This window comes from Inediibacterium massiliense, from assembly GCF_001282725.1.
Classification (GTDB): Bacteria; Bacillota; Clostridia; order Peptostreptococcales; family Thermotaleaceae; genus Anaerophilus; species Anaerophilus massiliensis.
This window is the reverse complement of record NZ_LN876587.1, coordinates 1,050,756-1,074,103: the sequence shown is the minus strand read 5'-3', so window position 1 is coordinate 1,074,103 and position 23,348 is coordinate 1,050,756. Positions and strand designations below refer to the sequence as shown.

Annotated in this window: 24 protein-coding genes; 7 read left to right on the top strand and 17 right to left on the bottom strand. The window is 28.8% G+C overall.

The genetic code is table 11. From position 1 onward, the window contains the following. Nucleotides 1-34 precede the first annotated feature (34 nt). Nucleotides 35-709 carry a class I SAM-dependent methyltransferase gene (locus BN2409_RS13760; protein ID WP_053957186.1) on the bottom strand — a complete coding sequence of 225 codons (675 nt, stop codon included), beginning with the start codon at nt 707-709 and terminating at the stop codon, nt 35-37. Between the two features lie 269 nt (nt 710-978). On the opposite strand from BN2409_RS13760, the gene BN2409_RS13755 reads away from it, so the two are divergent. The 7 genes from BN2409_RS13755 to BN2409_RS13735 all read left to right on the top strand — a co-directional run bounded on the left by BN2409_RS13755 (nt 979) and on the right by BN2409_RS13735 (nt 6,769). Continuing rightward, nucleotides 979-1,269, top strand: a complete 291-nt coding sequence (locus tag BN2409_RS13755; RefSeq protein ID WP_053957185.1) for a hypothetical protein — start codon at nt 979-981, stop codon at nt 1,267-1,269. A 4-nt stretch (nt 1,270-1,273) separates the two neighbouring features. Then, nucleotides 1,274-1,408 carry a hypothetical protein gene (locus BN2409_RS17675; protein WP_278320227.1) on the top strand — a complete coding sequence of 45 codons (135 nt, stop codon included), beginning with the start codon at nt 1,274-1,276 and terminating at the stop codon, nt 1,406-1,408. Between the two features lie 496 nt (nt 1,409-1,904). Beyond that, nucleotides 1,905-2,225 carry a CD3324 family protein gene (locus BN2409_RS13750; RefSeq protein WP_053957184.1) on the top strand — a complete coding sequence of 107 codons (321 nt, stop codon included), beginning with the start codon at nt 1,905-1,907 and terminating at the stop codon, nt 2,223-2,225. Then, nucleotides 2,218-4,125 carry an endonuclease MutS2 gene (locus BN2409_RS13745; protein ID WP_053957183.1) on the top strand — a complete coding sequence of 636 codons (1,908 nt, stop codon included), beginning with the start codon at nt 2,218-2,220 and terminating at the stop codon, nt 4,123-4,125. The genes BN2409_RS13750 and BN2409_RS13745 overlap by 8 nt, the downstream gene beginning before the upstream one ends. 158 nt (nt 4,126-4,283) lie before the next feature. After that, entirely contained in the window at nt 4,284-4,439 is a 156-nt protein-coding gene (locus BN2409_RS17330) for a hypothetical protein (protein WP_199873038.1), read from the top strand. Nucleotides 4,440-5,129: 690 nt separating this feature from the next. Then, nucleotides 5,130-5,474: a PadR family transcriptional regulator gene (locus BN2409_RS13740; RefSeq protein ID WP_053957182.1), complete on the top strand. Its 345-nt coding sequence runs from the start codon at nt 5,130-5,132 to the stop codon at nt 5,472-5,474. After that, nucleotides 5,462-6,769: an FtsW/RodA/SpoVE family cell cycle protein gene (locus BN2409_RS13735; protein WP_053957181.1), complete on the top strand. Its 1,308-nt coding sequence runs from the start codon at nt 5,462-5,464 to the stop codon at nt 6,767-6,769. Before BN2409_RS13740 ends, BN2409_RS13735 begins: the two co-directional genes overlap by 13 nt. Before the next feature lie 252 nt (nt 6,770-7,021). Here the strand turns inward: BN2409_RS13735 and BN2409_RS13730 are convergent, their stop codons facing one another. The 16 genes from BN2409_RS13730 to BN2409_RS13670 form a co-directional block, all read right to left on the bottom strand. Beyond that, nucleotides 7,022-7,567, bottom strand: a complete 546-nt coding sequence (locus BN2409_RS13730; protein WP_053957180.1) for a site-specific integrase — start codon at nt 7,565-7,567, stop codon at nt 7,022-7,024. Between the two features lie 417 nt (nt 7,568-7,984). Beyond that, complete coding sequence (locus BN2409_RS13725; RefSeq protein WP_053957179.1) at nt 7,985-9,400, bottom strand: potassium/proton antiporter; 1,416 nt, start codon at nt 9,398-9,400, stop codon at nt 7,985-7,987. Nucleotides 9,401-9,486: 86 nt separating this feature from the next. After that, entirely contained in the window at nt 9,487-10,371 is an 885-nt protein-coding gene (locus BN2409_RS13720) for a tyrosine-type recombinase/integrase (RefSeq protein ID WP_053957178.1), read from the bottom strand. A 92-nt stretch (nt 10,372-10,463) separates the two neighbouring features. After that, on the bottom strand, nt 10,464-10,634 hold the full coding sequence (locus BN2409_RS17325; protein ID WP_199873037.1) for a hypothetical protein: 171 nt from the start codon (nt 10,632-10,634) through the stop codon (nt 10,464-10,466). A 134-nt stretch (nt 10,635-10,768) separates the two neighbouring features. Further along, the gene (locus BN2409_RS13715) at nt 10,769-11,377 is read right to left on the bottom strand and encodes a DUF998 domain-containing protein (RefSeq protein ID WP_053957177.1); all 609 of its coding nucleotides are present in this window, start codon (nt 11,375-11,377) and stop codon (nt 10,769-10,771) included. Between the two features lie 966 nt (nt 11,378-12,343). Continuing rightward, complete coding sequence (locus BN2409_RS17320) at nt 12,344-13,051, bottom strand: endonuclease domain-containing protein (RefSeq protein ID WP_053957176.1); 708 nt, start codon at nt 13,049-13,051, stop codon at nt 12,344-12,346. 296 nt (nt 13,052-13,347) lie between these two features. Then, on the bottom strand, nt 13,348-13,968 hold the full coding sequence (locus BN2409_RS13705) for a peptidoglycan recognition protein family protein (protein ID WP_053957175.1): 621 nt from the start codon (nt 13,966-13,968) through the stop codon (nt 13,348-13,350). 1 nt (nt 13,969) lies between these two features. After that, a complete protein-coding gene (locus tag BN2409_RS13700; protein WP_053957174.1) occupies nt 13,970-14,392 on the bottom strand; it encodes a phage holin family protein in 423 nt (140 codons plus the stop codon). Nucleotides 14,393-14,595: 203 nt separating this feature from the next. Beyond that, nucleotides 14,596-14,727 carry an XkdX family protein gene (locus BN2409_RS16970; RefSeq protein ID WP_110943141.1) on the bottom strand — a complete coding sequence of 44 codons (132 nt, stop codon included), beginning with the start codon at nt 14,725-14,727 and terminating at the stop codon, nt 14,596-14,598. Between the two features lies 1 nt (nt 14,728). Continuing rightward, entirely contained in the window at nt 14,729-14,905 is a 177-nt protein-coding gene (locus BN2409_RS17315; RefSeq protein WP_199873036.1) for a hypothetical protein, read from the bottom strand. A gap of 1 nt (nt 14,906) precedes the next feature. Next, nucleotides 14,907-15,362 (bottom strand): hypothetical protein, encoded by a 456-nt coding sequence (locus tag BN2409_RS13695; RefSeq protein ID WP_053957173.1) that lies wholly within the window; start codon nt 15,360-15,362, stop codon nt 14,907-14,909. 11 nt (nt 15,363-15,373) lie between these two features. Next, nucleotides 15,374-18,046, bottom strand: coding sequence for a BppU family phage baseplate upper protein (locus tag BN2409_RS13690; protein ID WP_053957172.1), 2,673 nt, complete (start codon nt 18,044-18,046; stop codon nt 15,374-15,376). 17 nt (nt 18,047-18,063) lie between these two features. Beyond that, a complete protein-coding gene (locus tag BN2409_RS13685; protein ID WP_053957171.1) occupies nt 18,064-18,249 on the bottom strand; it encodes a hypothetical protein in 186 nt (61 codons plus the stop codon). After that, complete coding sequence (locus BN2409_RS13680; RefSeq protein WP_053957170.1) at nt 18,249-19,352, bottom strand: hypothetical protein; 1,104 nt, start codon at nt 19,350-19,352, stop codon at nt 18,249-18,251. Before BN2409_RS13680 ends, BN2409_RS13685 begins: the two co-directional genes overlap by 1 nt. Further along, the gene (locus BN2409_RS13675) at nt 19,352-21,301 is read right to left on the bottom strand and encodes a fibronectin type III domain-containing protein (RefSeq protein WP_053957169.1); all 1,950 of its coding nucleotides are present in this window, start codon (nt 21,299-21,301) and stop codon (nt 19,352-19,354) included. Before BN2409_RS13675 ends, BN2409_RS13680 begins: the two co-directional genes overlap by 1 nt. Nucleotides 21,302-21,321: 20 nt before the next feature. After that, the gene (locus BN2409_RS13670; protein WP_053957168.1) at nt 21,322-23,340 is read right to left on the bottom strand and encodes a phage tail tape measure protein; all 2,019 of its coding nucleotides are present in this window, start codon (nt 23,338-23,340) and stop codon (nt 21,322-21,324) included. Between the last annotated feature and the right edge of the window lie 8 nt (nt 23,341-23,348).

Genomic DNA, 23,348 nt, shown 5'->3' with positions numbered 1-23,348 from the left:
CAAATTAATTTATAATTTATGTTCATTTTTTAGTCTATTTTTTATGAATAATGAGAAACACACTTGACTCATCTATCTCTTGAATTTGGTATTCATACCCAGATAAACATCCAATGGCTTCCAAATCTTTTGAAGTATGAGTAATTGCTTTAAAACCATCTTTGCAAATGATAATCCCATCTTTTGTTTGATCTAGATCAAGCTCACCTAGTAATCCTTTGTCAGCCTGCTCTTTAAACCACATGAGCCTATACTCCCAAAAATTTTCACTATAAGTACTAAAATAGACTTTTCCACCACTTACGACCATTTCTAAAATATTTTTAATTAAATCCGAAGATGTAACTTTCATTGCAGACAAACCATTTTGTAAACAAAGGACTACATCGAATTTTTCTGGGAATGTAAGATCATGTACGTCCATGGCTATCATTTCTGCATTGGGAATATCTTTTAAGTATTCTTTGCCTAATGAAACACTTTCATCTGAAATATCAATACCAACAATGGATTTACAATTACCTGCCAATTCTTTTACAATACGCCCATAACCTGCACCTAATTCCAAAACCCTTTCATTGCCTGTTAGATTGTCTCTAATAAAAGAGATTTCTGCATCCAAATATTGTTTTACTCTAGGGATTTTAGTCTCGTACACTTTAAACAATTTTTGTGAATTTAGTTTTTGTGCATAATAATTATTTTCCATTATTAATAAACCTCCTCGTTTTTTAGTACAGCATAACCAAACAATAATTGACATGATTACCTCATTTTATATAAATATTATTTACTTTACTTATAGATTAGAACTATAGTTTTGAATGGAGATATGCAGATCTTTTGATTTGAGGATGGAAAATGTTGTATAATAGTAAAATGTTATAAAATAATAATTACTTAATACATAACAAAGTGATACTGTGAAAAAAGCATATTATCAATATGTATTTATGTGAATTTGAAAGGAGCGGTGTTATGAATTACTTGATTATTTTAGAAGTGATAGGAACAGGATTATTAATAGGTGTAATAAGTAGTATGAGTCAGATGAGAAAGGATATTTCACGTATCAATATGAATTTAAATAAAATCGCTAAACAAGTGGGAGTACCTGATACAATTACAGATGAACTAAGGAGTCTTCTTTTAGAAGGTAAAAGGATAGAAGCAATAAAAAAGTATAGAAAGTATAGAATGGTTACTGGATTAGGATTAATTGAAGCCAAAGAATATGTGGATTCCCTTAATGAACAAAAAGTGAAATAATGGAATGATATTTTGGTTTCAAAGGTATGCTAGGCAATTAGAATGTATTCGAGAAATAATACCAAAGGAGTTTGATTTACAGTTATTTAAAGAAGGTGAAGGTATTACAGATATACAGCTAGAATTTGATAACTATTAAACTGATTAGACTGGAGATGATAAAAATCAGTAAAATATTTAAAGTAGATAAAAATTCTTTGATTGCTTTTTTTCTTGGATTTTTGACATGCTTTGCTGTAAAAGCCATAATGAATTTATTGAACCTAGACATAGACATGATCATTCCTGTTTATACTAGTGTTATATTTTTAATAGTTTTTTTACGATATATATATATTAAAATGAAGAGATAAAACTAAAGTAGATTGATCAAATCTTACAATGAGTATAAAGCATTGTAGCTTTATTATAATTGGAAAACTTAAATATAATAGTTTTCTGTATTGAGAAAGTCTACAATCTATGAAATAATAAATATGACATAAAAATAAAAAGGAGAGTTGATGTATGAACAAAAACAATTATAAAGAGCTGGGGATTGAACTTCTTGATAAATAAGGAGTTTAATTACAGGCAATAACTCCTTATTTATCAAGTCTCATAAAAAAGACTTATAAATAAAAGGAGATATAAAATTGAAATATAAAAATGCAAAAGGTATATTACCTACAAATTTATTAAAAGAAATTCAACAATATATTCAAGGTGAGTTTATATATATCCCTATTACTGGAAAAAGTAAAGTAGGCTGGGGACAAAAGAATGGAACTAAGGAAACTATGTATTATAGAAATAAAGAAATATTTGACTTATATAAAAATGGATATTCTATAGACTATCTAGTAAATGACTACAACTTATCAGAGTCTAGTATAAGAAAGATAGTATCAAAAATGAAAAAAGAAGATGAGATAGGGGATGTAAGCGTAAATTTAGGAGGACAATCCAATGAATAAGTACACGTTTGAAAAACTTCAGCTAAATGAAGTAAAGGAATTGGTAAAAGTACAGTGTGTAAGTTCCCTTGGAAAAGATCTCATAGATAAGCTAAATCCCAGTGGAAATATAAACATCGTGAAACGAAGACTAAATGAAAACAAAGAAGCTAGAAGTCTAATAGAAAATAGTAATCATATACCTTTAGAAGGATTATTTAATGTAAGTACAATGATAGATAAAATTGAAAAGGGAATGATTCTAGATCCATATGAACTTATAAAAATACAAGACTTTTTGAGAGGTAGTAGAAAGATAAAGTCTTTTATGCTTCAGAAAGAAGTTTATGCCCCTACCTTAAGTGCATATGCATTAAATATAACAGCGTGTGAAAATATTGAAAATGAAATAGAGTACTGCATAAAAGGAAATAAGGTAGATGCTCAAGCTAGTAAAGAACTAAAAAAGATAAGAAGAAATATAGAAGTAACGGAAAGTAAAATAAAAGAGCGACTAAATAAGTTCTTAACAGCTAGTAGGAATAAAAAGTATATCCAAGAATGTATAGTAAGTAAAAGAGAGGATCGATATGTGATTCCAATAAAAGCGTCCTATAAAAATGAAGTAGATGGGGTTTTATTGGGGACATCATCAAAAGGAAATACAGTGTTTATAGAACCAAAGGATGTATCAAAGTTTAGCTTGGAACTTATTCGTTTAAAAAGTGAAGAAACCCTAGAAGAATATAAGATATTAGCTTATTTAACAGAGCTTATATTTGAAAGAATAGTAGATATCAAATTAAATATAGAAATCATAGCAGAGTATGATATGGTGTTTGCAAAGGCTAAATATAGCCAAAGTATAAATGGTATTACACCTAAAATAAATGATAGAGGATATATAAAAATAGTTGATGGAAAACATCCTCTTTTAAAAGGCCATGCTGTACCACTTAATTTAGAAATAGGGAAGAATTATAGAAGTCTGCTAATTACAGGCCCAAATGCAGGAGGAAAAACTGTTGCCCTAAAAACCGTAGGGCTTTTAAGTTTGATGGTTCAATGTGGATTAGATATATGTGCAAGTGAAGATACAATAATAAATGTATTTGAAAATATATTTGTGGATATAGGTGACAATCAAAGCATAGAAAATGCTCTTAGCACTTTTTCTTCACATATAAAAAATATTGCACAAATTATAAATGAATCTAATCATGCTACACTGGTTTTATTGGATGAAATTGGTAGTGGTACAGAACCAAACGAAGGCGCTGGACTTGCTATAGCTATTCTTGAAGAATTTTATCAAAAAGGATGTATTACTATAGCATCTACTCATTATGGAGAACTCAAAAAATATGCAACACATCATCCTGAGTTTGAAAATGCAGGGATGATGTTTAATAAAGAGACATTGCAGCCATTATATAAGTTAACCATAGGAATATCAGAAAACAGTAATGCGCTATTCATTTCTAAAAAGATGGGGATAAAAGATAAGGTATTAAAAAGAGCGAAAGAATATATTGGTGATAAAAACTATAATTTTGATTTAGTGAAAAGAAGTAAAATACAATCATCTAAAAAAGAATCTGAAGAGAAAATAGCAACAGAAGTACCTATGTACCAGGTAGGAGATAAAGTAAAATTATTAGACAAAGATGATTTTGGAATAGTATATAAGCCTATGAATAAATTTAATAATTTACAAGTTTTATATAATGGTGAATTTATAGAAGTAAATGTAAAGAGGATAGAATTGTATTTAAAGGCTACAGAGCTATATCCAAATGATTATGATTTAGATAGTTTGTTTATAAGTTATAAAGAAAGAAAATTAGATAGAGACATTGAACGAGGATCTAAAAAAGCTTTGAAGAAAATTCAAAAGGAAATGAAACAAAATATCAATTGAATTGTATAAGTGTTACGTTTAAAGTCCAAAGAAGTATAAGTTTGTCATATCGGCAAATTTATACTTCTAATAAATTTCTAATGAATTTGCAATAACTTGTCTTATGATTTTTATGTAGCTAAAGATCATTATGTATAAATTTGTAGAAGGTGATGAATTTGACAGATAACACAAATAAAAAAATCTATGATCAGAAAAAAATACAAATGAATCAAGACTATCATAAAGAATATGATAAAAATGGAAAGAACAATAAAGAAAAAATCAAAGAATGGCTTAAAGAAATAAAAAAATCAAAAGAGCAAGGAATTTGATTTACATATATTTAAGGAAAATGAATGTATCACAGATACATACCTAGAATATAAGTATTAATTGTACATAGGAATATTTGTACCTTTGATTTAAATACATTCTTGATATAATAATATTTATAAATGAATAAGGATATTAATTATTACAATCATTCATTATATATTCTTATAATCTATAATTTAAAAGAAATAGCTAATCATATAGATAAAAATAGAAGAAGTAGCTGTTTCTTTTTTTATTCATATCAACTATTCCCTAAATATACATTTAAAGAATAGTTAGATTTTTAAATATTATGTCCTTTTATGCCTCTTCTTCTTTTAAATCCTTATTATATATTCATTCTATAATATATACATAAAACTTACTTCAATGATCACTAATTGTACATAAAAACTATATAAAACCAAATTTTATATAACACTTAGATATAACAATTTCTGTAGAATTTATATATGATGCTTTAAGTTAATCATTTAAATGCTTATACTACATCTGTTTTAATAATTTCATTAAATGATAATATATTTCATTTATATTTTGTATCAGAACTTAGTATATATCTGCTACTATATACTAAGTTTTTATTACCTATACTTGTAAATTCAGAAACACTATGTTATTATAATGCATAGGAAATCTATGCATTTGTATTCTAGGTATTGATATTTTACTACAAGGAGGTTTTTATGAATATTAATAAAGAATTGATTAAAGGTAGTACAGCTACTTTGATTTTAAAGCTTTTGGATCAGAGTCCTATGTATGGCTATGAAATGATTAAAGCCATTGAACAAAAATCTGATGGAATTTTTTCATTTAAAGAAGGTACCCTCTACCCTATTTTGCATACTTTAGAGCAAAAAGGTTTGGTGGAAAGTTATTGGTCTGATGGAAACGGCAAGAGAAAAAGAAAATATTATAAACTTACAAAGGATGGGAAATTATCACTTAAGGAAAAGCAAAAGGAATGGACGGTATTTCGTTCTGCTGTAGAAAAAATTTTATGGGAGGGAAATTTATGTCAACAATAGAAAATTCTCAAATCAATAAATACCTCTCAGATGTGTGCTCCTATATAAAATATAAAGAGTGTCATAAAGAAATTAAAGAAGAGCTTAGTTCTCATATTTATGAAATGTCAGATGAATATATAGAAGAAGGTTTATCTGAAGAGGAAGCTATAAAAATTTCCATTGATCATATGGGAACCCCTGAAGAAGTAGGAAAAAGATTAAATGTAGCACATAAAGGAACACCTGATTGGGTTACTCTTCTTTTAACCATATGTTGTATCAATATGGGCGTTATTTTAATGTATTTGATACAAAAGTATATGTACAATGATTTAAGTATTTTTCATAAAAGCATACAATACTCTATTTTAGGTACAGTTTCTATTGTATCTTTATATTACTTTGACTATAGGAAGATAAAAAAGTATTCAATACATATTTTTGCAGCTACTACCCTTTTATCTTTTTTTATTATCTTAAAGGGTGATACTATTTTGGGGGGATCTGTCCTTGAAGTTTTTGGATTTTCATTTAAATTTATGGAAATCACTCCTTTTTTATTTTTGATTGCTTTGGCTGGAATCTTTAGTAATTGGGACTGGAATGATAAAAGAAATTTATTTATTAGTATAATCTTTTTGGGTATTCCTCTATATATTCTAATGATTACTCCTTCTTTAGCATCTTGTATGATCTATTTTGTAGGTTTTATGATGATTGCTTTACAATCAGGACTTAAAAGGAAATATGCTTTATTTACGATAATGGGTATAGTTATCATAGGAATGATTCTAATATGGACTAAGCCGTATAGAATGCAAAGACTGTTAGCTTTCTTAAACTTTGCATCTGATCCATTAGGAGTAGGATTTTTAAATATGCAAATTCATAAAAATATGCATATGGCAAAATTATTTGGAAGAGGTTTTTCAGTTCCAAAGGGAACGTTTCCTTATGATCCTATAAATGAATTTATACTCAATTATATTCTTTATGCTTTTGGTTGGATTGGAATGATTTTTATAGTATCTCTTGTATCTACTTATTTAATTAGAATGATTTTTATGATAAAAAGAATTCATGATCCATATGGAAAATTGCTAATTAGCGGATTGATCAGTATATTTACGGTAGAATGTGTATGGAATATTTTAATGAATGTAAATTGCATAGGTCTTGCGGGAATACCCCTTCCTTTTATGAGTTATGGAGGATCATCTTCTTTATTTCATGCAATCTCTGTAGGTCTTATTTTAAGTGTATATAGAAGAAGAAGTTTATCTTTTCCAGTCTCTAATAAAATAAATGAATAAACAAATAAAAAGTATTTCTTATGAAATTCATAGGAAATACTTTTTTGTATGTTATGAAAAGGTTTCATTTACATCATTAAGGTTTATTATTAGAAAGTAAAATTTCAAAAAACGTACAATATACATCATCTAAAAGAAAAAGTTGGTAATTATGTTAAAAATATCGGGGATTATAATTTTAAAAACAATAAAACGTTCGCATATTATAATTAAAAACCAGTTAGATTAACATAAATTAATTATAGTCTACGATTATAAATAAAAATCCTCTATAGTCTTATCTTTGATATCTTGATTGATTCCTATGTATCTTAGTGTAACACTTGGTGATGAGTGATTAAAAATATCTTGTAATATGGCAACGTCTTTATAGATCTGATAATGCCAATAGCCAAAGGTTTTACGAAGAGTATGCGTACCTATTTCACTAAGGCCCACCCTACTTCCTGCTTCGTTTAAAATTCTATAAGCTTGCACTCTGGTGATCGGGTTATTTTTTCCTTTTCTACTTTGAAAAAGATACTCCTCTTCTTTCATGTTTTGTATGTACCTCTCAAAATCTTTTCTTAGTTGGTTGTTAATTAAAAACCTTTTTTCTTTTCCCGTCTTTTGTTCCTCAATCATAATATGGGTTCTATTTTTAACATCTGATACTTTTAAATGTAATAAGTCACCAACCCGAAGTCCAGTATTGATTCCTGTAACAAATAGTAGATAATTTTTATAGCCTGACTTTAAAAGCTCATGCTTCATATCTTCTATTTTATTTTTATCTCTTATAGGTTGAACGATATTCATGGTGATCCCCCTTTTTCTACCTATATTCTACAAGAATAATTATATTACATTTAATGTAACTATGCAATAAATTATGTTACATTACTATTTTTCACTTTTTTAAAAACGTTGATTTACCAATATGTATATACAAAACATGAATGTAACACAATTATACTTTTGTTACATTCATATACTCCATTTAAAGTATATAGCAAAAATAGTTGTAGTAATTTATCATATGATGTATTAATACCTTTTGTTAAAAAAAATCCCTTAGAATCGAAATATGGAGGTCAAAAAAAGTAAGCTAGTTAAAATGAACTAGCTTACTTTTTGGGATATATGTAGTAAAACAAAAAATTAAAATAGATAATATTTATAAGTAGTATTTATCTTATTTTTTATAATATCATCAAACTATTTATTCAAAAATATTTAAGTTATAATATTATCAAAGTTGTTACCACTAAGAATTAAAGTATCTCCTGTATGGATAATAGTTGAACCTTTTGGTGTAATAATTTCATATTTTCGCTTTATGATTACAACCAAGATATCTTCAGGAATATTAGCATCCATAATAGATTTTCCTGCCCAAGGATTATTTTCTGTAATAGGGAATTCAATAAGTTTTGTGTACACCTCATCTTGATAATCGTTAAAGGTTTTGTAAACAGAGACGGATTCTTCTACTAAATTTAGTTTTTTTGCTATTGTAGGAATCATAGTTCCTTGAATAAGAACAGAAAACAATGAAATGAAAAAAACTATATTAAATATTTGATTTGCAATAGGGAGATGATTAGCAAGGGCATATGTAGCAAAAACAATAGAAGCTGCGCCTCTAAGTCCAACCCAGGATACTAATATCTGTTGCTTTATTGGAGTTTTAAACCAGATTAATATACTCATCACTGCTATAGGTCTAGCTACTACTACTAAAAATATAGCAATCATCAGTCCTTGAATGAAAACAGATGGGATCTGAGATGGGAAAACCAATAATCCTAATGTAAAGAATAGAATAATCTGCATAAGCCAAGATAAACCATCAAAAAAATGAACTAAGCTTCTTTTATGAATAAATTTGCTATTCCCCATAATGATTCCAATAATATATACAGCAAGGAGTCCGTTGCCATCAATCCATTCACTTAGCGAGAAGCCAAGTAATACGATTCCTATTGTAAAAATGGGGTATAACCCATCTATTTCAAGATGGATTCGCTTAAGAATATATATAGCAATGAAAGCAACTCCGAAGCCAATAGTTAGCCCAAAAATGATTTGCTTTGATAATAATCGAATGATTGAGATTTGACCATTATTTGTAATCATAGCCAATACAATTATAGTTAACATATATGACATTGGATCATTACTTCCACTTTCCATTTCAAGCATAGAAGCTAACCCGCCTTTTAGATTTAACTTTTTAGATCGTAAAATAGAAAATACGGATGCTGCATCTGTAGAAGATATTACAGCTCCTAGCAACATTCCTTCAAGTAGTGTAATATTGAAAATTAAGCATGAAAATATTCCAACTAAAAATGCGGTTATGGCAACACCTATAGTTGCTAAAAGAATAGATTGAAGAGCCACAGGTTTTCCAGTATTCCAATTAAATCCAAATCCTCCATAAAACATAATAAACACAAGACCAATAGTAGATATCTGTTGAGTAAAAATAAAATTATCAAAATATATTCTACCTATACCATCAGAACCTAGTAACATACCTAAGCTCAAAAATATTAGTAGTGTAGGGATTCCAAATCGATATAATAACTTACTAGAAAGCACACATATAATCAATAGTGCTCCACATAAAAACAATATTTTAATCACTTAAAGATCCTCCTTACCATGTTTTAAATATTTTTAATTACATAGTAAGATAATTTTATGTTTACTCCAATATATCCCGAAAATATTTATTTTTCTTTCAAACTAAAATTTAAATAATCAATTGCATTGTCTTCTAATTGTTGGATGGTATATAAATAACGATCTGCTAAATTTTCATGACTCCATCCTAATTGTTCTTTGACTTGATGTGGAGCAGCACCTTTTTTTAATGCATAAGCAGCTAATGCATGTCGTAGATCTCTAGGTGTATAGGAATGACTTAAATTTGCTTCTTCACATGCTTTTTGTAAAATCATTCTTACCCATCTTCCAGTGATTCTTTTTCCTCTATTATTTAAAAATACATAATCATCTTTAGAAACAATTCCTTCTTGCTGTGATTGATAATTATTTAAAAGTTTCCATATATCCGGATGAACTTTAACATAGCGCTCTCCTTTTTTAGTCGTAAATATAATGCCAATATGACCTTTGTTATCCTCAAAAAATTGATTCCATTTAAGATGTACTGCTTCCTGTAATGTAAGACCAGATGTAAAGATAAGCATACAAATAGAAAAATCTCTTAGAGAATAAGTTTTTAAAACAGAAATCAACTGATCTAATTCCTCCCATTTTATAATTCTATCAGAGGATATATTTCTAGTTGCTGTAGGTTTATGTATATTTTTAAAGTGATTGTATTCTATATAGTTATTTTCCTCTAAGTAATTAAAAAAGCTATAAATTTCACTATAAAATTTTTCAGCTGTAGATAATGCCATTTTTTTAATTTCTATTAAATGATTGAGTTCCTCTATGTAATTTTTACAATCTTCTAAATTTGCATCTAAAAAGTCTTTCTCTATAAAATTTAAAAAAGTATAGATATCTCTTCGATAATCCCTTTTTGTTTTTTCTTTTTCTAACTTTGATAAAAAACTACTTAAAATTGTTTCACTTACATTCATCATTAAAACTCCTTCTTATATTATTTCCTATAATAATATTATGTAATCCCTTGAAGATTTTATCATAAATTGTTGCTTTTAAAAATTTATGATTATTTTTTTGATAATAAATTTTTCAAGGCATTTGCAATCATCTCATCAGATAAATTAGATATTTTATCTTGTTTTACATTTTTCTTTTCTATAATTTCAGCAATGTTTTGATTTTTATTAGAATCATTAGCTGATGTAGATATTTTCTTTTCTCTTTTTCTAAAAAACATAGTGTCCTCCTATAAAACTTATTATTATTTAAATATACTAGTGATATTGTTGTAAATATAAGCATTTTTCTTCTATAAAGATATTTTATCTTGTTCATCCTCTTATGTCTATACTTACAATATAAAGATTACACTCATAATCTTGCTATAATCCAAATAATAAAGGGAGCATATATCAGTGCACACATCGCTCTTTGCCACAGACCTGCCAAAGCAAATATCGTATTTTTAAATTTAGAATGTTCTCCTATAATGAAAAAAATAAATGCAATCAAACTTAGTATGAAAAATATAATACTGTAAATGCCAAATGTTACTTGATTGTTTTTGAATTGAAGGATACCCAAAATCATAGGTGCAAACTGAAGTGCTATAAATCCAACTACAGAACCAATTCCATGGATTTTGGATGAAAGTGTAACATCTTCTTTTTTCTCATTTAGAGGAAAAAAGCCAGATATGACTTCATCACCAATACCATATAAAATAAAGGACACCAAAAGCGTAACAGCTAACCCATATTGATTTTCATGGTAATAATCAAAAATAAAGTATCCAAATAAAGTGAGTGTACAACCAGAAACTACCATCCAAACATTATAAAACCTTCCTAAGGGGCTTGCTTTGCAACCTAAGACACTCATCACTGTTTGGGTATGGCTATATTTCTTATAGGGTATTGCAATAAAAAAAGGAATTAGCAAATCGACTAACATCACAGCTAATATAAGTGTTAAAAACATATCTTAAAATCCACCACCTATTCCATTATATAAATAATCTTTACTTATTCAAGTACACATAATTATACGATTTCACAATAACTTAATATTATGAATATGCCTATAACATATTTTTATATGGGAAATATTTTCTATACGTTTTGGTAATTATAAAGTTTAAAAGTGATTTTTTTCCATAGTCTTTTTTCATAAAAACAAACACCTCTATAAATATTGGATATAGTCCAATAAATAGAAGGTGTTTATAGGCTTTTTATAATTATTTAATAATATATATCAATTCTTACATACTATTATTTATACAGCAGTTCTTTCTATTCTTAATTTATCTGCAACCATAGCGATAAATTCACTATTTGTAGGTTTTCCTTTATCATTAAACCTTGTAAATATGCCATTTTCCTTAAAACTAAATCAATAAAAATTCTATTATTCATTGCTCTATTTTTAAAGTATTCGTTGGTTTATTATAAGTCTATATTATAACAAAAAATTGAACATAGCAAGTAAATATTCATCTAGTATCGATAATTAACAAGATTCTGTGTACCGAACACCCCATATAGCCAGAGAAATATTTCTCTCGCCTAAAATGTAAAATATGCCCCCTTTAAAGTGGTGCAAAATACTTTTTCAACGGTAAATTTGAGTGACCGTTTTCTTAACGTTTCAAACGTTATGACCGTTCAAATCTCTTATCACTGAAAATGATAAGACTTGTTTTCTTGCTGACGATGGTATCGGTAGTTACACTATTTTCATCGTTAGCAAGATTGTTGTACCATCGTGGTACAACTTGTGTACACCGTGTACAACTGTTTAAATTTCAACGGTTTTACGTTGAGTAAAACTTCGTTCAACACTTAAGGGAATTTTCCCATGAGTTAACCAAGGGACTTTTCTCTTGGTTGAGAATGTTGACATTGTGACTGAAAGTCACTCAGTCGCTACTCATTTAGCTATGAACTATGCACAAATCTTCTCTTCAATTATGTATTTTAACACTTTATTTAAGCCATCTTCTAAGTTAGCATTTTCATCAATCCTAATAAATTTACAACCTAGTTTGTTTTCTATATACTTTTGCCTTATTATATCTTCTTTTCGTTGGTATTTATGTTGTTTTTCATCATATTCAATTGCTAATTTGTATTGTGGTATGTATATATCAATTCTATATCCATCTACATAGTATTGTGGAATTATATCACAAATACCTTTTAATGTTTTTTCAACTGAATTTCTAAATAATATTTCTTTTCTACTTTCTAAAACTGCATAGCAATTTGAATTATAATTAAAATATTCTTTTAAAACTTTTTTACCTATTGTACCATCTTCAAATACATTTAACAATTTTATATATCCTGTTAATGATAATAAGTATATATTTTTACTTGCATTTATAGAATTTTGAGTATAAATTCCTTTTTTCTTCATTATAGAAACAGGTTCTTCAAATGAACTTGTTTTTAAATCGATAATATCAATATTATCTTTAAATCTATTTCTATTACGATTTATAGCTCTGTTTACCATATCTAAAGTTTTACCATGCAACTTTGAAATATCTTTAGCTAACATAGCTTTTTTACCTTCTCCAAACCCACCTTCAATACCTATAAACTCCATTCCACTTACATTTTGTTTTCCAATAATTTTTAATTTTACCATATAAAATCCCCCTCTAATTTTGAACATAAAAAAAGAACTGCAATTATACAGTTCTAGAAGTTTTCAACAACATTATTGAGTTTTGATGATTCACTAGATGAATTCTATTCAGTTTCGTCATTGAGGTTTAAAAGGAAAAACTCTTCTATATAACATTATTATACTTTTGTGTCTCTCCTTAGTAGAAAAATACAATAATCTTATATAGAAAAATTTGAGACTCTCCTTAGTAGAAAAAAGGATACACATTTACTGTGTACCCTAAAAAAGGTATGTCAAATATGATACCCCTTTTGCTACTTCACAATCTGATCTAATAAAGCAAATACCTCGGCTCTTGTAATTCCATCCTCAAATCTTTTTTCTCTTATAATCATACCTTTATTATTTAAATTTTTAAAATGTTTTTCTGCCCAATGTGGTTGTGGTTTATTCATTTCTTCTAGTTTTTTATGTACATCTTCCATAAATCTTTTCCACCCTTCCCAATTGTTATAATTTAAAATTCTTGGACAATTCTTCTTACTCCAATCATAGTGTCTTTTCAAGTTTGAAATATACCAATTTCTTTCGTGTAAAAGTTTTGTTACTAATTCTACTGCATTTGCTAAAGTCTTTTCTCTATTGCCACTTTCACAAATCTCTATACTAATAGAAGCCATATTCCCTTTTCCTCTGCCATCTCCTGCATGCCAAGCTACTTCATTTAAAGGAATACATTCAATAGCTTCTAAATCGTCTACAACGATATGGAAACTAGCTTGTCGAGTGTTTCCTACTCTTGCAAGATTATCACGTTCATTCTTAGCTGTAGAGTTTGGATTGCCTGTGCTATGTATAGTGATGTATTGTGGAATCATTGAAATACAAGGTCTTTTATTTGTATTCTTTGGTATGTGATCTACAATGTATTTCATATTATTTCACCTCATTCTTATTTTCATTAATACTTTCATTAGAAATCTTTAACCATCTTTTTATTATTTCTGGCACATCAACTTTCATATCTACTACATTTTCTAATATGCTGCCTAAATCTTTAAAACAAAAAGCACCTGTAAATACACTTCCTACAGGTACATTAATCCCATTAATTTGAGCTACCCTTTGACCTAAAATCAATGCAAATATTAAAAAGAACTCACCAGCTTTTTTATAAAGACCGTCTTTCATATCTTTACTTGAGAATTGTCCATCCTTCATAGCTTTAATGACCCCGGTTATAGTGTCGATTGTCATTAGAAAAAACCATATAAATATAATCTCCCAATTAAGCCCACAAAGATAAGCTCCTAACCCTCCTAAAGCACATGAAATTGTTTTTCCTATATTATTTTCCATAAATACACCTACTTTCTATTAAATTTTTAAAATAAAAAGAGAAATACAAGAAAAGTCTCATATTTCTCAAAAGTCAATTTTGAAACCTAGTAATTGCAACAGCTATAGTCGTCAAGAATACTGTAAAATTTGAATTTTAATTGGTTGTACAAATAGGAAGAAGGGCATTAAAAAAACACCCTTCTAGGTGCTTACAATAATTCTTATACTATATAATCTTCTCCAGTAATTGTCTTGTACTCTTCCTTGGATATAAAACTTACTTCACACATCAATTTTACATTATCAAGAGTGTAAAATCCACATTTATAGGCATCTCTGATTGTCTCAAACATCTTAGTTTCCCCCTTTCTTAATTTCTGCAAGTTCTAAAAGAAATTTCATATTTAATTCTTTTTGCTTCTGTAATTCTTTCTGGATAGTAGCATTTTGAAGTAATAGTCCTGCGTTTGTTCTTTCTTGCTGAGACATTTCTTTTACAATTTTAATTGGCTTTCTAATTTCAATTAACATATTATTCCTCCCTTATCTCTATCGCATTTATTTCTACATCATCAAGAGTATTAGTTCCTAATGGCACACTAAACCAAGCCAACCGATCAATAACATTATCTGGTACTTTATCAAATTGTGATTCTGGGTTATTCATCTCTTTTGTAAGAATCACAATTCCATCTTCACATATCCATACCTCGTATTCAAAACCTGCTTGAATTTCTACTTCTACGCCTTCTAACTGAATTCTCTTTCCAGTAGGTACTTGTTTTTCTATTTCTGTAAAGTCTTGTAATTCTTCATTCCAAACTTTTTCTTTAACAGTTGTCATTTCTTCTATATAATTTGTAAAAATTTCTTGGTTACCTGCTGTGTAATGAGTTCCATTAATTTGTAGTTTCATTCCTTTAGTTGTGATTTTAAAATCATGTAGAGTAGTAGATTTACTACCTTGTATTATAATTAAGTTTATCATTTTATCACCTCTTATTTTCCTATAACAACAATATAACCTTTGTATGGTTGATTTGTTTTTATAAAACTTTTATCCATAGTAATAAATGAAACAAAAGTATTTGTTAAAGTAGTTCCTCCTGATGATGAATTATACATAATAATTGTAGTTTTCACATCTGATGTGTTTTTTACCATGTTTTCTTCATTTAATAGATCCCCAAAACTAGTTAGACATCTATGTATAACTCTTGGCTTTTCACTAAATGCACGCTTAAAAGGTACTATTTTACCAATAGCATATTTCTCTGTGGATTCACTTATACCCTCAAATTCAACAACTTCTAGCCTGTAACCTTCTGGCACTTGTAATTTACTTAGCATCTCTTTATTTATCTGACTTACATCTCCACTTACTTCTCCAATTTTCTTTACTGCACTGTTAAGACTATCTCTTATATTTTCAGAGTAAATTATTTCGACATTGGTAGGCTGACATGTGTAAAGTTCTGGAATCATTTCGTAGAGAATGTAATATTCAGCTTGTGAGTCAAATAGGTTATCACTTATCACTTGATATAATCTCATTTTACCCCAACAGTCTTTCCCTGTACCTCCACTTCCTTTATCAAAAACCCAATTTTGATTATCTATGCTTAATGAATTTGCTTTATTTTTGTATATACTCATTATATTTTCTGCTTTATACATAAATTGTGTTTCTGGAACTAGGGTTGTATTTATTTCATAAAATGTTGTATATTGTCCTACAGTAGCTTTTTCATAAACTAAACCTATTCCAACTTCTACTGTGTTTACCCCTTCTTCTAAGGAAAAACTATCTCCTATAATATTCATTTCTATTTCTTCTGTTCTAGGAGTCTCTAGCACATAAAATAGTTCATATGGTGTCCATTCTGGGTAGGATTCTGTAGGGGGATTATCAAGAAATTCTCTTGAAGGATCGTATGGTTTTGTTAGTTCTGTAATACGATACCATGCTTTTCTACCAGTTCCATTGTATGTGTCTAGTCTGCTAGTTCCAGCAGGGTACATCTTCCACCCCATAAAATAGGCTTTAATTTCCTCTGAGGCTGAGGTAGGTGTGTAAGAGTCTCCCCAGCCTGTGTCGGTGTTGGAAACTGAAATGTAGCATTGACCTTTATATGAACTAGTAGCACCAAATAATATAAATTGATCGGCTTTTGTTGGAGTAGAATCATATTGTTCTAATATACTTCCATTATGTTTTTTCATTATTTGTAAGATGGTAGAATTTATTGTATAAGGAAATATATTTGTAACGCATATCCTTTTCCATCCAGTTCCTTTTTCTGGTTCAATACTATAATCCAAACTTTCATCTAATTTAATTCTTTTATTTTTTCTATCCACAATAGCTTTTGTTCCTTTTATTCCAATAACTCTGTCTTTTACATCTCCTACCTTTGCTAGGTGTGTAGGTATGATTCCTATGGATTCTCTGTATGGTTCGTAGTCTGTTGCAGTTGTTCCTTCTTCAAGTTGAATATTTGAAAATTTGCTTTTAAATACATCTTCTGTATCTTTATGGTATAGGTAAATTGTTTTTACTTCTTTTATTGGGGTTAGGCTTTTTCCTATCTTCGTTCCTCCTGATAAAGTACCATCTGCATATTCAATCCTCCAAAAAACAGCTGGGGTTATGATTCCTAATTCTGTTAATTGTTCATACTCACAAAAAAGTGTATAAGGAATATTAAGCTTTAAATTATATGCTTTCAATTCAAAATAGTATGAGTCATTTAAAATTACTCCGTTGTCTATTAATTCCAAAGTTCCTTTAGAGTCATTTCTTTTTTTTGATGTTTTAAAATCTATCAAATTCTTCCCTTGTACTCTCACATAAGGATTTTGAACAGGTTGTTTGGTTACTACACCAGTATCCAAAGTTACATCTTCCATATTCCCATCAATTTTTACATCTATATTTCCTCCAATTTTGGAGTTGATGGTTTCTATGTTGTTAGGGTAGCCTAGTGGTACTGTAGCTTTTTTTTCGTTGGATATTTCATCATTCAATTTCGCTAAATCAGCAGTTTGCGAATTATTCGCTTCTTCTAAAATGCTGATTTTATCGTGATTTAATTTTGTATCTTGCTCTACATCATCTAGTCTTTCTTTCAATGTATTAAATTGCTTATTTTTTGGTGTAGAATGTCTAGCATTAATAATCTCTGGAATATTTGTACTTCCTTCTGCAATAATTTTATTTACTTCTTCTTGTAGTTTTGAAACTTCTTCTCTGAATTCTACTATTATAGTTTCTAAAGCTGAGTATTGACTACTACTCTTTATAGCATTTTTATTTTCTAGATCTCTTTCAACTTCAAACTTAAATTTAGATGTAGCAAGACGTTCATTATTACTACCATATAAATGTATAATAGTTAATACTTCACCATTACAAGCTATTTCATTTGTTCCCATTTGATATGTAAATCCATCACTAACTTTTGTCAAATCTCCTTGTATAACTTCTTTATCTCTCTTTTCAAAGAATATTCTTGCATGATCTACTTGTGTATAATCTATTTCACTATCTCCATCAAATACTTTTATTTTTAACACATTTGTGTCTTTATCATTTTGAGTAACTACCATATTACTTGTCAATGTATTAAGAATTTTAGTATTTAATATAATATCAAACTGTCTAGTAATCAATTTATATCACATCCTTTCTATGATTTTTTCCCTAAAATAAAATAAGTTCCACTCGTTTTCATAAGTGAAACTACATCTCCAATATTAGGGCTACTATAACTATCCATTTTTTCATATGCTTTATTACTTTTCTTCGTTTCACCATAAAATTTAACCTTTAATTTATTCCCTACAATTTCCTCTACTGTTGCAAATTTCAGCACTATATATTCACTACCTTTCTTACAGTATGTCTCATTTTACTTCCTGCTTTACAATCAATTTCCCAACTTGTTTCTATATATTTATCATTTATTCCAAGTCGATTATATCTAAGGTATAAACAATCTAAATACTCATGAAAAGGCATTATTGCAGTTTCAAACGTTACATGACCGTATACTTGACTAGCATTATATGCATCTCTTCTTGTCAAATCATCTAGATCCGATTGACTTGCTATATCATTTATAGCTTTCATATCTACTATCCTCATGCCTCTAGATACTGTAGATGTGATAGAACTTTTATTGTCATTAATATATTCACTTCTCATATCTGGTCTTTCTGGATTATTTACATATCTTACAAACACATTTGGAACATTAAATAAATCTAATTCCTCTGTTGCACCTTCACCAATTACACTCAATTCATTATCTACATATTCATATTCAATGGTACGATCAACAGGTAGCACATAAGGATTTGATACAAAATAACCTTCTTCATCCACCCTAAGAGAATAATAATTGATTTCTTTCAATAATTCATTTACAATCTCTAGTTTAGATTTTTCTATATCAAACTCTTTGTCTGTTTGTAATACAGCATTTTTAGGCACTAAATTTATCTTTGTTTCTCCTGTAGATGCAATTATTTGAGCAATTGCAGTTATATAATTAGTTCCCTTTGGGATAAAATATCTTTCTCCAAACTTATCTTGTATTAATATTTGCAATTTTGAATAACATTCAATTTCACGATATATTGTATTATTTTCATCTTTTCTTTTAGGACTATTTAAAAGAAATATTCCTAATGGAAATTTTATTTTCTTCTTACCTCTCAAAAAAACAACAAACGGCTGAATTCTATCACTTAAATAGTCAACCGTTTGGTCTTCTTTCATTTTTATACTTGCACTAGATTTTAATTGTCCTAAACTACTATATGATACTCTACAACTTTTTACAGTATCCAATGTTTTCTTATATATATCATTCTTGTCAAGCAGATTATATTCAAACTTTATATTTCTGTTTGAACTATGTAGTATTTTTTTCACTTCATCTTCTGTAAACCCATCTCTTGCTAAAGCTAACATTATATCACTTCCTCAAAGTCAACTTCATTGACCGAAAAACTTACATTGTATTTGTTCCTTTGCCAATCTTCTTGTATTTGCAAATTATCAATACTACAATATATTTTTCTTTTCCTGCTATCTCTTAAAAGCAATGTTTCTCCACTCTTAATAAGATTAATTAATTTCATTAAATTATTATACTCTCTTATTGTAAAACTTAATGCTAATGATGTATCTTCAAATTCTCCACGCTCTACTACAGCTTTTTTTCTTCCTACAAAATGTGTTAAATGTTCATCAAGGCTATAAGTTAAAGTCCTTTTAGGATTATATTTCAATTCTACATAATCTGTATAATCTTCTGTATTTGCTAGTTGAGTATTTCTTACTTTTACTTTTGCAATATTGCTATCGCTATCTATTACACCACCATTTATACCAATTGCACGTATTTTATATTCATATACTTCATCAGAAATAATTGTATAATCAATATAAGTTTTATTTTTGCTTATAGTTCCTATGATATTCCAATCTTCATTGATTTTTCTCCTCATTACTTGATTTTCTTTAATATCTATTCCTATATTCATATTAATAACTTTTATTTCAACACTTCCACGTTTTTCATTACTATTTACAAACACCTGTGGCGTTGTAGGCAACTCAAAATTTACTGAAATTGTTTGAATATCCCAATCTGACCATAATCCAAATTGATTTTTAATCCTTATTTGCACATTTAATGTTTTATTATTTGCAGATGTATATTCATAATTCTTTTGTGTAGAACTAGTTACCTCATTTGTAGATACTACCTCTGTGCTACCATCTAATATTTTAAATTCATATGCTACCTGTTCGTTAGATACCCACTCAACTTTTATATATGCAACGTTGAAGTGATTTGTAGAAATAATTTGTGGTGTTTTTGGCTTTCCTGCATATATAAAAGTTGTAATATTAGTCCAATTTGACCATATTCCTTGCTTATCTTTGCATCTAATCTGCCAAAATACTGTTCCTGTCTCAAATTCAGATTTAGGAATTGTTAGAGAAGTATCTGCTGTAGTATCTGCTGTATTTTTTGATATTGTTTTAAACGTACTTCCATCATTACTATATTTTAACTCAAATCCCGTAACAGGTATTTGATATTGCCAACTAAATGTAATATCATGATCTTTTTCTATACTTCCTCCTGGCATTAAATTGGTAGGATATGGGGGAGTATATTCTTGTAATGTAAAATGTACTTCATCACTCCACTCACTAACTGCATTATCAATAGAATATGTTCTAACTTTCCATACAATAGAATCCTTACTTTTAAATGTGAAGGGGGCGAACTCTTTGAAATTATTTTCTGTACTCTCTGTGATGGTTTTCCATATGCCACCATTTACACTATACATTAAGTCGAATTTCGTTTGATGATCTTGTTCTGCACCTTTTTCATAGTCCCAACTCAATTTAATAGTATCGTAAATTTTATCTGATGAATTTTTTAGATTTGTCGGTTTAGTTTGTGCAATTGATTCTAGTTCTATTTCTAATATCGGGGAACTCTGACTACCAAAACCCATAAACTTAGCAGAAGAAAAATAAGAAGTAACACCATGTTTAAGGACAAAGTATGTGTCATCTACTTTAAAATTTTCATTTAGTGGAATATCTATATAATGGTTTATATAACTATCATCTACTACAATTTCAGAAGAAAGCATTGTAGTTTCTTTTCTATCATATGCCCTTAATCTTGCAGAGTTTTCCATTCCCTCTTGATATTTTGTTGCCGAAGTGCAAAACAACTTAATTTTTGCACTTTTTACGTTTCTACCTCCAAATGTGCTTGTATCAACGTTAAAACTAACATAAGAATCAATATACTCTTCAAATTTCTTATTACTATATATTGCAATCTCTCCTGGAGAACTACCACTATTAAATGTTTTAATAATAGCCAAGTTATCACCTCCTGTCCTTTCTAATAAGCTACGCCCATTTCTCTATCATATCTTCTTTTATCTTTTATAGTTCTGTTCACATCTTCAACAGCTTTTGTCATTGTTTCAAACTTTTCTAGTAATTTATCCATCTTATCGTTGCTATTAGATTGTTTATTTACATTATTATTTCTTGCCATTTCCATAGAAATGTCATGTGGGACTATTACTGTTCCATCAGGATAATATTTTAATTCTCCACCTTCTTCATCGGTGATTGCATAACCTCCACTGTGTACTCCACCTTTTGCATAGCGTGGAATTCTAGGTTGTCTAATATTACTATGATCTCCACCACTACTCATTCCAGATATTGCTCTTGCAGTTCTCTCAACATCTGCTGTTTTTCCTGTTAAAACTGCGATAATAGCCGCCAATGCCGTAAGTGCCGCAACAACCAATAATACAATACCTACTGTTTTCAGCATTGCTGGATTAAAACCTCCAGAAACTAAATTTGTAATATTATTAATACTCATTGCTACACTACCAAAAGTCCTTAAAAATGTTCCCACCGTCAACAATACAACTCCTAAAATTGCTCCGATTTGAACAATTGGGGCAGGAATTTTACCTAATACAATTGCGATGGGAGTAATAATATTTAATATTGCATTTAGCAAAGGTAATAAACTCTCACCTAATTCAGCTCCAGAGTTTTTAATTTGTTCTAGTGTTTGTCTAAATTTAGCACCTGAAGTACTATTTACTTTCTCAAAAGCTTCATCAGTGGCTCCTGTGCTATTTTCTAATTCTTTTAATATCTCTACAAAATCTTCACTTGCTTTTCCTGTTAACCCCATTACACCATTTAATGCTCTTACATTCCCAAATAAAGATGCCATATCTTCACTATTTCCTTTAGTGCGTTGTTGAATTTCTTCAAGAAATTTTGGTAATCCAACATTTTTCAAATGCACTGTATTAAAACTAATGCCCAATTCTTTTGCTCTTTTAGATGCTTCAGCCGTAGGACTTAATACACTTGTAAGTACACCTTTTACTGCTGTAATAGATTTATCTGCTTGTACCCCTTGTCTTGTTAGTGATGCTATACTTGCAAATAAAGATTGCGTAGAAATATCCATTTGACTAGCGATCGGAATTACATTACCTAAACTATCCCCTAATTCTCCAATTGTAAATTTTCCTAATTTCTGAGCTTTTACAAGTTGATCACTAATGGTAGTTGCTTCATTAGCTTCTAATTTATAAGCATTAAGAGTAGTTGTTAGAATATCCACTGCTGTAGTTGTTTCTGTAAATCCTGCTTTAGCTAATTTGGATGAATCAAATACAAACTTTAAAGAATCAGATGTTTTGATATTAGATGAAATAGTTTGATATTCTGCTTCTGCAATTTTTTCTGCACTTTCTCCAAATGTATTTGATAACATAACTACTCCATCACTTAAATCATCTAAACCTTCTTTTGATACATCAGCAATTGTATCTACTTTTGCCATAGAGTCTTCGAAGTCCATTGCCATTTTTCCCATAACTACATTTGCACCAGTTATCACCGCCCCAACTTTTTGCATATCTGCACCAACAGTTTTCATTTGACTACCAACTTCACCAAGACTATTACCATAATCAACTATTTTTTGTTGAGTTTCACTTAGTTCATTTTTTTGCTTATCTAATTCTTGTGTAACATTATTCAATTGTCCTTTCATTTTATTTAAAGCTTCAACACTTCGATTATATGCAATAGCTAGTTTCTCTGTTGCTTTACTGTTTTCTCCAGTTTCAGTTTTACTACGTTCATATTTTTCTCTTAATTGATTTACTTTTCCTATTTGTAATGCAATCTTACCAGTCAATGCTACCTGTTTTTGCTTTAATGTTTCTGTAGTTTCCCCAAAAGCTTTAGCTTGTTGACTAACTGCCTTAAAACTACTATCCAATACTCTTATTTTTCTGTTTATTTCAGATGTACCTGCTTGAAATCCTGTTGAATTCATCCCAACTTTAATTATAGTTCCATTTTCTGACATATTCTCAC